Source organism: Terriglobia bacterium (assembly GCA_020072815.1).
In the GTDB taxonomy this organism is placed as follows: Bacteria; Acidobacteriota; Terriglobia; order Terriglobales; family Acidobacteriaceae; genus Angelobacter.
In genome coordinates this window covers 96,105-109,169 of the sequence record JAIQGE010000011.1, presented here as the reverse complement: position 1 = coordinate 109,169, position 13,065 = coordinate 96,105, and the positions used below count along the sequence as shown (strand labels likewise).

Annotated in this window: 12 protein-coding genes and 1 tRNA gene; 8 read left to right on the top strand and 5 right to left on the bottom strand. The window is 59.8% G+C overall.

All coding sequences use genetic code 11. From position 1 onward, the window contains the following. Positions 1 to 545 precede the first annotated feature (545 nt). The 4 genes from LAO20_15070 to LAO20_15055 all read right to left on the bottom strand — a co-directional run bounded on the left by LAO20_15070 (position 546) and on the right by LAO20_15055 (position 3,277). Positions 546 to 1,499: an IS1595 family transposase gene (locus LAO20_15070; protein ID MBZ5532749.1), complete on the bottom strand. Its 954-nt coding sequence runs from the start codon at positions 1,497 to 1,499 to the stop codon at positions 546 to 548. 88 nt (positions 1,500 to 1,587) lie between these two features. Beyond that, positions 1,588 to 1,676 (bottom strand) — tRNA-Pro (locus LAO20_15065). Positions 1,677 to 1,705: 29 nt separating this feature from the next. After that, the gene (locus LAO20_15060) at positions 1,706 to 2,116 is read right to left on the bottom strand and encodes a winged helix-turn-helix domain-containing protein (protein ID MBZ5532748.1); all 411 of its coding nucleotides are present in this window, start codon (positions 2,114 to 2,116) and stop codon (positions 1,706 to 1,708) included. Between the two features lie 243 nt (positions 2,117 to 2,359). Next, a complete protein-coding gene (locus LAO20_15055; protein ID MBZ5532747.1) occupies positions 2,360 to 3,277 on the bottom strand; it encodes a LysR family transcriptional regulator in 918 nt (305 codons plus the stop codon). Between the two features lie 158 nt (positions 3,278 to 3,435). Between LAO20_15055 and LAO20_15050 the strand changes: the two genes are divergently transcribed. From LAO20_15050 to leuD, 4 genes are all read left to right on the top strand, one after another. Beyond that, entirely contained in the window at positions 3,436 to 4,623 is a 1,188-nt protein-coding gene (locus LAO20_15050) for a 2-isopropylmalate synthase (GenBank protein ID MBZ5532746.1), read from the top strand. 34 nt (positions 4,624 to 4,657) lie between these two features. Beyond that, the gene (gene leuB / locus LAO20_15045; GenBank protein MBZ5532745.1) at positions 4,658 to 5,806 is read left to right on the top strand and encodes a 3-isopropylmalate dehydrogenase; all 1,149 of its coding nucleotides are present in this window, start codon (positions 4,658 to 4,660) and stop codon (positions 5,804 to 5,806) included. 12 nt (positions 5,807 to 5,818) lie between these two features. Next, positions 5,819 to 7,225: a 3-isopropylmalate dehydratase large subunit gene (gene leuC, locus LAO20_15040; protein ID MBZ5532744.1), complete on the top strand. Its 1,407-nt coding sequence runs from the start codon at positions 5,819 to 5,821 to the stop codon at positions 7,223 to 7,225. A gap of 161 nt (positions 7,226 to 7,386) precedes the next feature. Continuing rightward, positions 7,387 to 7,977, top strand: coding sequence for a 3-isopropylmalate dehydratase small subunit (gene leuD / locus LAO20_15035; protein MBZ5532743.1), 591 nt, complete (start codon positions 7,387 to 7,389; stop codon positions 7,975 to 7,977). 99 nt (positions 7,978 to 8,076) lie between these two features. Here the strand turns inward: leuD and LAO20_15030 are convergent, their stop codons facing one another. Further along, on the bottom strand, positions 8,077 to 9,426 hold the full coding sequence (locus LAO20_15030; protein MBZ5532742.1) for a hypothetical protein: 1,350 nt from the start codon (positions 9,424 to 9,426) through the stop codon (positions 8,077 to 8,079). Positions 9,427 to 9,763: 337 nt separating this feature from the next. Here LAO20_15030 and LAO20_15025 point away from each other — a divergent pair, with 337 nt between their 5' ends. The 4 genes from LAO20_15025 (at position 9,764) to proC (ending at position 12,873) form a co-directional block, all read left to right on the top strand. Next, positions 9,764 to 11,371, top strand: coding sequence for a TlpA family protein disulfide reductase (locus tag LAO20_15025; GenBank protein ID MBZ5532741.1), 1,608 nt, complete (start codon positions 9,764 to 9,766; stop codon positions 11,369 to 11,371). Positions 11,372 to 11,383: 12 nt separating this feature from the next. Continuing rightward, complete coding sequence (locus tag LAO20_15020) at positions 11,384 to 11,665, top strand: hypothetical protein (GenBank protein ID MBZ5532740.1); 282 nt, start codon at positions 11,384 to 11,386, stop codon at positions 11,663 to 11,665. 21 nt (positions 11,666 to 11,686) lie between these two features. Next, positions 11,687 to 11,914 carry a hypothetical protein gene (locus tag LAO20_15015; GenBank protein ID MBZ5532739.1) on the top strand — a complete coding sequence of 76 codons (228 nt, stop codon included), beginning with the start codon at positions 11,687 to 11,689 and terminating at the stop codon, positions 11,912 to 11,914. Between the two features lie 98 nt (positions 11,915 to 12,012). Next, entirely contained in the window at positions 12,013 to 12,873 is an 861-nt protein-coding gene (proC, locus tag LAO20_15010; GenBank protein ID MBZ5532738.1) for a pyrroline-5-carboxylate reductase, read from the top strand. The last annotated feature ends 192 nt before the right edge of the window (positions 12,874 to 13,065 follow it).

The following is a 13,065-nucleotide window of genomic DNA, read 5'->3' as shown; positions in this document are numbered from 1 at the left end:
GAACGGAATCCAAATTGCCAATCTTGAATGGGTGGCCTTTGTCGCAGCAGACAGCTTCTATTGAACCTAGGACAAAATTCGGTGCGTCATCTATCTGAGATTGTCCACAGTTCGTATATACGTTCCGCTTTGGTGCAGAACAGTTTTGATAAGCACATTGAAACGTTACGCACCATAGAACATCGATTTGGAGGCTTTGGGCGGGAATAGGGATTTCTTCATAGAGGATGTCCTGTATCGAATAAGATGCCAGCCGCCCACAGTTACGGCAGACGATTGTTATCGGCCATGCGTCGGTTGCCTTTTGTTGTGGGCTTTGATGTGGAAGCTCAATCGGCTGCGAGCAGCCAAAACACCGCAATCTCCGTCGTTGCTCAGTCATGTATTCATCCTTTTGGCCAACCTTCGGGCGGCTTCTTTTTCGTCAGGGATTGCTTTACCGCATCTCGCCAGTCGCCCTCAATTTTGAGCGTGTCTGGCTTGGGGCCGGGAGTGGCCCGTTGTTTCTTGGGCTTTTTGCGCTTGGCTGTTTTGGGCATGGGAGACTATGCCTTTGCTGGTTCAGCATACATGAGGCGTTTGCCTTCTGCTGACTGAATTGCAAGAACGGTGCGCTCTCCATCGTTCAACTTTCGATTGTTCCAAAGGAAATCGTACTGCCAAAGATAACGATGCAGATATTCGCGGCTGACATTATGGTAAATGCCCACAATTCCGCGTTTCACAAGAGCATGGCTGCTTTCTGCCGTGTTCGTGTGAACGTCTCCCCGCGCATATTCCTTGGTGGAATGACACACAGTGCTGTGCTTCGCGTACTCTGGGCCGACGCGGGTATAAGCCGTAAATTCGTCCGTCATCAAGTGGGCGCGCCTGTCAACTTCCTCACGAATTGCGTTTCCTATCGTTGCCATCGTCACGTCTGCGATGACGCGACGGCGAAGCTGTCCATCCCGTTCCACGGCCACGAAAACCGGAGTCTTGCTGGTGCCGCGTCCGCGTCTGCTGGTTCCTTTGTGACGGGGCCGACGGGGGCCGATATAAGTTTCGTCGCATTCGACAATGCCGGTCAGTTTAGGCGCGTTGGCGTCTGGGGCCATCGCGAAGCGGATTCGATTCATAAGGAACAGGGCAGACTTGTAACTGATCTGGCATTGCCGTTTGATTTCCAGAGCAGAGACACCCTTTTTGGATGTGGCGGCTCTCCAAAACGCATAGCACCAGTGGCGAAGGGGAATTCGGGATTCCTCATAAACTGTCCCGATGCGGACTGTGTACTGCTCTTTGCAGTCATGGCAACGCCACAAGAAACGATTGTTGCGTTCGTTTGTCTTGGCATCCACCATCTTGTACACGTTCACACTCCCACAGCGAATGCAGCACGGCGAATTTCCCCAACGTTGCTGCTCAAGAAATTCCACGGCTGCAAGCTCGTTGCTGCAAGCTGCTGGTATCTCTTTGATTATCGGGGAGCTTGTGAGGCTGTGCTTTTTGTCTTTCATGGGACTAATTTTATACTTAGCGCAAGCCTTGTGTCAAGTAAAAAATTACCCTTGACATTCGTACACGAATGCCCTACGCTTAGAATTGTGGTGCGGGTGGAGGGCCTCGAACCCTCATGGCGATTTCTCGCCAGTAGCTTCCAAGGCTACTGCGTTTACCAATTTCGCCACACCCGCACTATTAATGGCCTCAGGGCCATAGTCCACTACTTGATAGTCCACGTGCCGTCAGGCAGCTTGCGTACATCTTTTCCTTTCCTGCGCGAGAGCACACTGTTTACACTGCTCCATCCATTCCGGTCAGATTTAAACGTCCATCCGTGTTGCTTCGCACGTTCCACGATTTCTGCCGGACTTAAGGGACATCCCGCTTTCCGAAGAATTTCTAGAGTTAAGTCCCGCAGCCGATTATATTTCGACTCAGGTGCGCTCAACCTCCGCAACCGAGCCTCAATGAGCGTAAGTGCTTCCCACTCGCGCTGTATCGCTTCCAGGTTATTTTGTGCAGCTTCCAGGTCGCGCTTGATCGCTGCCTTTAGTCGCGGGATGTCGGCCTGCGTTATTTCGGCTTCTTTTGCCATGCTGCCGACAATTGTACCTGAATTGAGGATTTGCAAGCAACATCGTTTGCATGACGCAAACGATCTGGTATTTTCACCCTTGCGTTAAGTACATACTTCCGTTAGCAAATGGCAATTAGCAGTCTTCTGAAATCCCGAGGCCGCCGAAGGGAATCGGCCGAGGGATCCCTATGAACTCAATATCGTTTCAGGAACACAAAGGCAGGCCCTCGGGAGCACTGGAATCGATAGGTATCCCTCGCTTCGCTCGGGATTTCAGAAAAGACCAACCGCTGCTTTTCATTTTTCCTGCTGAAACAAATAACTCCCTCCGGCATTCGTGCTCACCGATTCCGCCACCTGCAAGAACGCCCGCGCGGCGTGCGAGAGTTGTCCGCCTTTGCGATAGATGATCCGCAGTTTGCGCTCCAGCTTCAGTTCCTTCACCGGAACAGCGATCAGGTCACCGCGCGCCAGCTCCGGTTCCACCGCGATTCGCGGCACCAAGGCCACGCCGTTGCCCGCGGCCACAAAGCGCTTGATGGCTTCGAGCGTTGGCATTTCCACGTCCATGTTGAGCGGGGTTTTGTGGCGCGCGAACGCCTCCAGCACCTTCAACCGGTAGGGCGACACCACGGCGTGCGCCACGAACGACTCCGCTCCCAACTGCCGTATGCTCACGCTCCTGGCCTTGGCCAACGGATGTTTGGGCGGCACCACGAAGACCAGTTCGTCGCGGAACACCACCACCGATTGCAGGTTGCCGTCGTCGGGACGAAACGAAAGCACGCCCAGTTCCACCGTGTGGTCGGCCACTTGCGCGGCGATGGAGCTTGCCAGTGACCGCTGCACCGCAACTTTGATCATGGGACAAAACCGCCGGTATTCCTCCAGCACGCGCAGCAGGTATAGTGACGTAAATTCGTTGGCGGCGATGGTCAGCATGCCGCGCTGAAACTGGCGCAGCTCTTCCAGTGACGCCCGCGCTTCGCGCCGCAGGTTGAGCATTTTCTGCGCGTACTCCTGCAGCACGCGGCCAGCGTCGGTGACCGTGCCGCCCCCCAAAGACCGGTCAAACAGCGCTTCGCCGATCTCCTCTTCCAACTTGCGCACCACCTGGCTCACTGCGGGCTGGGTGCGGTGGACCACTTTGGCCGCGCCGGAGAAGCTGCCCGTCTGCGCTACCGCAAGAAACGTTTCCAGTTGAAAGAAATCCATGATTGTGTTCCCTGATATTGGCGCCGGCCAGCTTTCGTGTCCCCAAGGCGCGGCTTATAACATAAGCATTTCTTATGCTAAGTGCAACAAATATAAATTTGACTTATTGTAGACCGGGGCTTGACCATGGCTAGTTCCAACCAGGGGAGGGCTTTGCTATGCAGCGGTCTCGTATCTCGATCTTTGACACCACGTTGCGCGATGGTGAGCAGGCGCCGGGTTGCAGCATGGGCATCCGGGAAAAGCTGCGCATGGCGTGCCAGCTGGAAGGGCTGGGCGTGGACGTGATTGAAGCCGGCTTTCCCATCGCCTCTGACGACGATTTTCACGCGGTCCGCATGATCTCCTCGCAGCTTCGCCAGCCGATCATCGCCGGGCTGGCCCGCGCCGCGGAGCCGGACATCCGCCGCGCCTGGGCCGCGCTGGAGCACGCCCGCCGCCCGCGCATTCACGTATTCCTGGCCAGCTCTGATCTGCATTTGCAATGCAAGTTGCGGATCACCCGCGAGCAGGCGCTCGATCAGGTTTACAAAGCAGTGGCTTACGCGCGGTCGCTGTGCGATGACGTGGAGTTCTCTCCTGAAGACGCTTCGCGCTCCGACGTGGACTTCCTCTGCCGCTTCGTGCAGGCCGCGGTGGACGCCGGCGCCACCGTAATCAACATTCCGGACACGGTAGGTTACACGCTGCCGCAGGAATTCGGACGCCTCATTGAAACCATCCGCGAAACCGTACACGGAATCCAGAGAGTAACTATCTCCGCGCATTGCCACAATGACCTCGGCCTCGCTGTCGCGAACACGCTGGCCGCCATCCAGGCCGGCGCCCGCCAGGTGGAATGCACCATCAACGGGATCGGCGAGCGCGCGGGCAACGCGTCGCTGGAAGAAATTGTCATGGCGTTGAACGTCCGCCAGGAGCAGTTGCCGTATGAGACCGGCATCAACACGCGCGAGATCTACTCCACCAGCCGGCTGTTGGCCGAACTGATCGGCTTTGAGCCGCAGCCCAACAAGGCCATCGTCGGGCGCAATGCCTTCGCCCATGAAGCCGGCATTCACCAGCACGGCGTGATCAGCAATCCGCTGTGTTATGAGATCATGACGCCGGAGTCCGTGGGCGTTCCCGGCAACAACCTGGTCCTGGGCAAGCACTCCGGGCGGCACGCGCTGGGCAAGCGCCTGGCTGAGTTGGGCCACCCCGTGGCGCAGCATGATCTGGATTCGGTGTACATGCGCTTCATGAAGCTGGCGGAGAGCAAAAAGAACATCTATGACCAGGACTTGATTTCCTTGCTGCCGGCGGCGCCACGGCCGGCCTCAGTTCTTCAACCAGCGGCCAACTAATCTTCCGAGAATCAGGTATTACAGGGCCATGCGTATCAAGATCAAGATCACAATGCTTCCGGGCGACGGTGTTGGCCCGGAAGTTTGCCGTGAAGCAGTGCGCGCGCTGAAGACGCTGACTCACTATTACGATTGCGACTTTCAGTTCGACGAAAAGCCCGTCGGCGGCGCGGCCATTCGCGCCCACCAGACGCCCTTGCCCGACGCCACTCTGCAATCCTGCCTGCTGAGCGACGCTGTCTTCCTGGGCGCCGTGGGCACGCCGGAGTTTGATCATCTTTCCAGCGAGCAGCGTCCTGAAGCCGGGCTGCTGCGCCTGCGCACTGCGCTGGGCGGATTCGCCAACCTGCGTCCCGCGGTTTCTTATCCGGCCATTGCCGACTGCTCGCCGCTACGCGCCTCGCGGGTGAAGGGCGCGGACGTGCTCATTGTCCGCGAACTGCTGGGCGGAATTTATTTTGCCCATCCCCGCGGCTTTGCGGCTGACGGCAACTCGGCGCACAACACCATGCGCTATTCCGTGGAAGAAATTGAGCGCGTGGCCCGCGTGGCGTTTGAGCAGTCGCGCACGCGGCGCAAGAAAGTTACGTCCGTGGACAAAGCCAACGTGCTGGAAACTTCGCAGCTGTGGCGGCGCACCGTCATCGGCGTGGCCCGCGACTATCCTGACGTCCAGCTGGACCACATGTACGTGGACGCCTGCGCCATGCACCTGATCACCACGCCGACTCGTTTTGACGTGATTTTGACTGAAAATCTTTTTGGCGACATTCTTTCCGACGAAGCCGCGGCCATCACCGGTTCGCTGGGCATGCTGGGGTCGGCGACCATCGGCGGCGAAGTCAACTTATACGAGCCGGTGCACGGCTCGGCGCCGGACATCGCCGGAAAAGGCATCGCCAACCCGCTGGGCGCGATTGCTTCCGCAGCCATGTTGCTGCGCCACTCCGCCGGCATGGCCCAGGAAGCCGCCGACCTGGAAGAAGCCATTGGCCACGTGCTGCAAGCGGGACATCGCACCGCCGATCTGGTTGTGCCGCAACAAGCCCCACCGCAGGAATCCGCGCCAGGACTATCGGAACAGCGCCAGCAGCATTTGGTCAGCACCAGTGAGATGGGCAAACTGGTGGAGCGCGCCTTTGCCGCCCGGCTGGACCGGCGCTTCGCCTATCATGCGGTTTGATCGAGGACTTTGATGCCGGCTCGCACGCTGTTCGAAAAAATCTGGGACCGCCACACCGTCTGCGCCGGGCCGGAAGGCTCCACCATCCTTTATATAGACTTGCATCTGGTCCATGAAGTCACCTCGCCGCAAGCGTTTGAAGGCCTGCGCGTCGCTGGACGCAAGCTGCGCCGCCCCGACCTCACCTTTGCCACCGTGGACCACAACATCCCCACTACCGGCAACCGCATGGTGATTGAAGATCCGCTGGCGCGCACGCAGGTGGAAGCGCTGCGGCAGAACTGCCGCGAGTTCGGCGTGCCGCTGTTTGATCTGGAAGCGCCGGAGCAAGGCATTGTCCACGTGATCGGTCCGGAACTGGGACTGACCCAGCCGGGGATGACCATTGTCTGCGGTGACAGCCACACCAGCACGCACGGCGCATTCGGCGCACTGGCCTTCGGCATCGGCACGTCGGAAGTCGAGCACGTGATGGCCACGCAATGCCTGGTGCAGAAGAAACCGAAGACCATGCTGGTGAATTTCGCGGGCAGGGTTGGACCCGGGGTCACGTCAAAAGACTTGATCCTGGCGCTCATCGCGCAAATTGGCACCGACGGCGGCGCCGGCCACGTGATCGAATACGCGGGCGAAGCCGTCCGCGGGCTGTCCATGGAAGCCCGCATGACCATCTGCAACATGAGCATTGAAGCCGGAGCGCGCGCCGGGATGATCGCGCCCGACCAGACCACGTTTGACTATCTCCGCGGACGCCGCTTCGCCCCCAAAGATTTCCAGCAAGCTCAAGCCGATTGGGCAACGCTGAAGACTGATCCCGGAGCAACGTTTGACGCCACCGTGGAAATCAACGCCGCGCGCATTGCACCGTTCGTCACCTGGGGGACCAATCCCGGCATGGCCGCGCCGGTCACCGGTGAAGTCCCCGACCCGGACCGCGCCGCCAACGATTCCGAGCGCAACGGCATGCTGCGCGCTCTCGAATACATGGACCTGCGTCCGGGAACGCGCATTCAAGAAATCCCCGTGGACCGCGTATTCATCGGCTCGTGCACCAACGCGCGTCTGGAAGACATTCGCGCCGCGGCCAGAGTCATCAAGGGCTACAAAGTTTTTCAAGGGATCCAGGCCATGGTGGTGCCCGGCTCGCAGCAAGTCAAACGCGCCGCGGAGTTGGAGGGTTTGCACACGATCTTTCGCGACGCGGGCTTTGAGTGGCGCGAAGCAGGGTGCTCCATGTGCCTGGGTATGAATGCTGACCGCTTGCAGCCGGGGGAGCGTTGCGCTTCCACCAGCAACCGCAATTTTGAAGGACGCCAGGGCGCCGGTGGTCGCACCCACTTGGTCAGTCCCGCGATGGCCGCCGCGGCCGCTGTTGCGGGACATTTTGTGGACATCAGGAACTGGCGATACAAGGCGTAGAGGCTGCCCTGAGCAAAATCAAAACGCAAGGTCCCTCCGGCCTACTCACGCGCTGAAGAAATCGCGCGTTCGATAAACGGCCGTCGGGATGACGAGTGTTTGGCGTGGGTGGCTGTTGGGTCCCCTGAACGCTCTCTATTAGGATTGGAGCGAAAACGGAAATGCAAAGCTTCACCATAAATACCGGGCTGGCCGCGCCGCTGGAACGCGAGAACGTGGACACCGACCAGATCATCCCCAAGCAGTTTCTCAAACGCACGGGGCGCACCGGCTACGGAGAATGCCTTTTCTATGACTGGCGCTTTGATGCCGCAGGCAAACCCAACCCGGCGTTCCCGCTCAACGCCCTGCAGTACGCGGGCGCGAGCATTCTTCTTGCCGGGAAGAACTTTGGCTGCGGATCGTCGCGCGAGCACGCGGTGTGGGCGCTGCGCGACTACGGCTTCCGCGCGGTGATCGCACCGTCGTTTGCTGACATCTTCGCCAACAACTGCGCCAAAAACGGCGTGCTGGCCGTGGCCCTGAAGCCTGATGAGATCGCATCGCTCATGGTCCGCGCGTCCGCCGACCGGCTCATGGTGAAAGTTGATCTGGAACGATGCGAAGTATCCACGACTGACGGCTTTCTCGCCAAATTTACCGTGGAACCCTTCCGCCGCATGTGCCTGCTGGAAGGCATGGATGAAATCGGCATGACGCTGAAGCATGAAGCCGAAATCTCGGCGTATGAACGGCGCCGCTCACAAACCTAGGGACCTAACCACAAAGGACACAAAGGTTCACGAAGGTGGTTGCGTCAAATTAAGGCCACCTTCGTGTTCCTTCGTGTCCTTTGTGGTTTAAAGGTTTTGTTACTGCGGAATCACCGGCGTGACCACTCCGGTGCTGGTGTTGCCCAGCATTCCCAGGGCCTGGATCGCCGGGCCCGGACTCACAGTCATCCTCACGTTGGCAGCGCCAGCGGGTACCGAGCCGCCGAACCAGTCCGCAATCACGTCGCGGGTAATCCTCTTTCCCGCGGTTGCTGCGCCGGACAGGCCGGGCAAGATGAACGAGAACGTTGCCGGCGGCGCCAGCGAGGCGTTGCTCGAGTTCAGCAGCTCAATCTTGATGGTGGCATCGGTGGCCGCCGTGTTCTGCAGTGACATCCCGGTAAACTGCGTTCCCGTGTTCACCAGCGGTATGGTGGCCGTGGTGTACGTCACGCGGGAGTACATAGGATGGACCTGGGTGACCAGCGTGTTCGAGCTGGTTCCGGCCACGTCGTCCGAACGCAAATAGGTGTAGTAATCAATCTGGCTGGTTGGCGTGAAGCTGGTGTCGCGCACGCGCACGCGCTCGCCGTCCAACTGCAGCGCCGGGCCGCCGCCGGGGCAGGACGTCGCAGCCGGCGGGATGGTGCCGTTGCAGATCTTCACGTCAATTTCCGATGAACTGATCAGAGTTGTGTCAGCGGGGAAGATGGTGGTGTCTTCAATCGCCACGCGGGTGTTGGCGGTAAAGTTGGCGCCAAAAATCTTGACCACCGTGCGGTCAGGCAACAGACCGCCTGAAGGAACCAGGTCACTCACGTAGGGCCGCCCGGCCTGATCAATGGTCAGCGAGCCGTTGGCCGGCTGAAGAATGGTGGTGTAGGCCGCATTGCTGGCGTCAAAGAAGGAAGAGTTCGCAACGTCAAAGCTGGTGACAAAGGTGCTCCCCGGCGTGGCGGTATTCAGCACCGGCATGGAGATGGTCAGCAGCGGATAGGCGATGTTAGTGCCCAAAGTGGAATTCAGGTTTGCTCCCACCAGTTGAACGGAGATGCCGGAGCTGTTGATCACCGCGATGCCCGCGGCCACTCCGCTGGGATCATTGATGGCCGTGCCGCGCACCGGCCCTACCGGTCCGGTAGGCACCTGCGGACGCGTGCTGCCATGCCCGATGGGCTTGGGTTCAGTGGTGCCCAACTGGTATTGATAAATGCCGCCCGGAGAAACCGTGGTGTCCAGGACTTTTAGTTCAATGGTGCCGGCGGGCAATGGCGTGGGGGTTGGCGTGGGCGGAGTTGGAGTAGGGGTTGGCGTGGGCGTATTTCCACCGCCGGTGGCGCCACCTCCACCGCATCCAGCCATGGCAAAAGCAGCTAGTAAGATGACAATGACAACAATGAACGCGAACCTCTTCCGCGCAAGCTGGCGTTGGCCTGCTCGACTAACCATGGGAAACTCCTATCGCCCGCTACTAAATCTATTTGTAAATTTTTGGGTGGCCGCCCTAGGGGGACTGTGCTTTCCTTGAAAAGATATAGATGTTCCTACTCTAACAAGTGGTTCGGCAATGTCCCAAAAATATACAAAAACTCGCTTGCCCAGGCTTTCCGAGTGCAATCCTGGAGCGGCCGTCCGTGGACGGCTTACGCGCATAAAGCTCTTCCCTTCATCTACTTGCAACCGGCAAATCGCAGCTTGCCATTGCTCAATGACAATGGCCGGTACCTGCCAGGGAGCGCGCATACCTCCTGCCCGCTTCTGTTAACCTTTCATAGCGATGGTCAGAGTGATGGACGAGCGCCCCAACCTGCTATCCCTGCCCGGATACCAGCCCGGCAAAAAGGCCCTGCTGGTGTTTTTTGAGACCGACTGCCCCACCTGCCAGCTCGCGCTGCCTTACCTGAATTCCCTGGCGTCCGGCCCGGTACAGGTGCTTGGCCTCTCTCAAGATGATGAGACACGCACGCGGGCCTTCACGGAACAACTAAATATCAGCTACCCGGTGACCGTGGACCGCGGCCTGAAACTAACGCGGGCCTATGATCCTCAGTCCGTGCCGACCATGTTTCTGCTGGACGAAAACGGCAACGTGCAGAGCACTCTGGTGGGCCTGGACAAAGCGGGTCTGAATGCCCTGGCGGCGTCCCTGGGCCAAAAATCCATTGCCCCCATGGATGACGGCGTGCCCGCCTGGAAGCCGGGATGCGGTTCGCGGCACCTTGAACCAGGCGGGGAACCAGGTGGCGGCGAACCAGCGGCGGACGAACCGGCGGAGCCAGTGGGCGGAACGCCGGAAGTCACCGGCGCAACTGCGGCCCCGCTCTTGCGTCGGATCGGCGAGCCAGCCAGCCGAATCAGCTTGGCCGACACCGACGATCCCTACGAATACTGCTTTCAGAAATTCGGCGACGCGCTGCCCGTGGTCCCGCCGACGGAAGCCAAAGTCGCTGCCCTGGTGCAGGCGTCCGGGCTGGCGGCGGAGAGCGTGGTCGCCCGCGTGCCTCCCGTGTACGGCGAAGCCACGGTCGAAAAAATTGCCGCCAACGCGGTGATGGCCGGATGCCGTCCGGAGCTGATGCGCGTCCTGCTGCCCCTGGTCCGCGCCGTGTGCGACGAAAACTTCAACGCCCACGGCGTGCAGGCCACTACGCATTTTGCCGCGCCGCTCATCGTCATCAACGGCCCGGTGCGGCAGGAACTGGGTTTCTGGTCCAGGCAAAACGTCTTCAGCAACGTGGCCCGCGCCAACAGCACGCTGGGCCGCGCTCTGCAACTGATTCTGCTGAATATCGGCGGCGCGCGCCCGGACGGGATTGACATGTCCGCGCTGGGCAACCCGGGAAAGTTTTCATCGTGCATCGCGGAAAATGAAGAAGAAAATCCCTGGGAACCCTTCCACGTGGACCGCGGCTTCGAGCGTACCCAGAGCGCGTTGAGCCTGTTCGCCGCTGAGCCTCCCCGCGGCGTGAGCGAGCACACGGCGCAAAAAGGCAGCGTGGTGCTGTTCGCGATCTGCCAGGCGCTGGCCACGGTGTGGAGCTACCGCGCCTGCATGAACCATGAAGCTGTGGTGGTACTGTGTCCGGAACATGCAAAGACTCTGTTCCGCGACGGCTTCACCAAGAATCAAGTCCGCCAATTTCTTTTTGAGAACACCGGAATTCCCAAACGCTACTACGCCACGCCGGACCACGGCGAAGGCACGCAGTTGGTTGCGCACTATCGTGAGATCATGGTGCAGGGCGAACCGTGCTACCAGAAGTTTCGCGCTCCGGAGTCCATTCACATTGTGGTGTCCGGCGGGACGGCGGGAAAATTTTCCGCCGTGCTGGGCAGTTGGACCACCGGACCCACGGGAAGCCAGTTGGTCACGTATCCGATTCCACCCAAGTAGAGGTTGATGCTAATGCCCATAACCATTGTTCATCCGGGAAATGAAAACGTGGCCACCGCGGCCGCGCCGCCGCCGCGCCTGGCTTCGCTCAAAGGCAAAAAGATCGGACTGCTGGACATCAGCAAGCCGGGCGGAAGCCTGTTCCTTGACCGCCTGGAAGAACTGCTGCGCTCGCGTTACGAAGCTGCGGAAATCGTACGCCTGAAAAAGCCCACCTACACCAAGAACGCTCCGGCGCAGATCATCGAACAACTGCGCGCCATGGACGCGGTGGTGGAAGGCCTGGCCGATTGAGGGTCGTGCACCACGTGCAGTTTGCACGATACCGTAAGGCTGGAAAATCTGGGAGTGCCCGCGGTGGCCGTGGCCACCACGGAGTTCATGTCGCCGGCGCGGATTCAGGCCGGCGCGCTGGGACGTCCGGGGTTAGACGCGGTTTACGTCCAGCATCCCATCCAGGACCAGACGCCGCAGCAAATCGCCGCGCGCGCGGACGCGGTGATTGGCGAGATCGTGAAGCGGCTTACCGTCGCACCTAAGTGACCATTGACTGAAGCCAGTTATGGCCGATGTTCCGCGCTTGCCCCTGCGCGCCCAACTGGGCTATTTTGTGAGCGCTACGCGAAAGGAAACCAACACAGATGACTTCATCGGCAACCAAGACCCAGACCCAGACTGCCGCCACGGCTGCAAAAAAGAAGATCGCTGTGCTGGGCTGCGGCAAGATGGGCACCATCCTGCTCCAGGGATTTCTGCAGCACGGCCTGATCACCAAGGGCGAAGCCGTGGCCACGGTGCAGCATGAAGAGCATCGCCGGGAACTCTCGCGCGAACTGGGCGGCGTTTCCGTGACCACGGACAACCGTGCAGCCGCGCAGGGCGCGCCCACCATCGTGCTGGCGGTGAAGCCCCAGGCCTTGGCGCAGTTGCTGGAAGAGATCATGCCGGTGCTGGGCCCGGACACGCTCCTCATCTCCATTGCCGCGTCCACCACCACGGGCTTCATTGAGCAGAAGGTGGGAAAAGACGCGCACGTGATCCGCGCCATGCCCAACACGCCGGCCATGGTGGGAGCGGCCATGACGGCCCTGTGCGCAGGGAAGTCCGTCCGCAAAGACCACCTGGAAAACGCCAAGCGCCTGTTTGAAAGCGTGGGCCGCGCGGTGATCGTGGACGAAAAACATTTTGACGCCATCACGGCGCTCTCCGCCAGCGGCCCGGCATTCACGTTTGTGATTCTGGAGTCGCTCGCGGAAGCCGGCGTGAGCGTGGGCCTGCCACGCGAGCTGGCGACCATGCTGGCTGCGCAGACGCTGTTTGGTTCCGCCAAACTGGCGCTGGAAACCGGGCACCATCCGGCGCTGCTCAAGGACGCAGTCACCACTCCCGCCGGATGCACCATTGAAGGCTTGATCGAACTGGAAAAAGGCGGACTGCGCGTCACGCTGATGAACGCCGTGATCAAAACGACGATCAGAGCGAGGGAGTTGATGACCAGCTAGGCGGATCGGGTGATCCGGCGATCTGGTGATCGGGTGATCGGAAAAGCGAGAGCCTGCCGCGGATTCACGCGGATAGACGCTGATCAGCGCACGAGACTTCTTGCAATTATCAATTTTGGCAATCCCGGCGATTTTGGCAATTCCCCTTGCCTCCTCCCGCTCTCCTTATATATAGTAGTGACCTGATGTTCC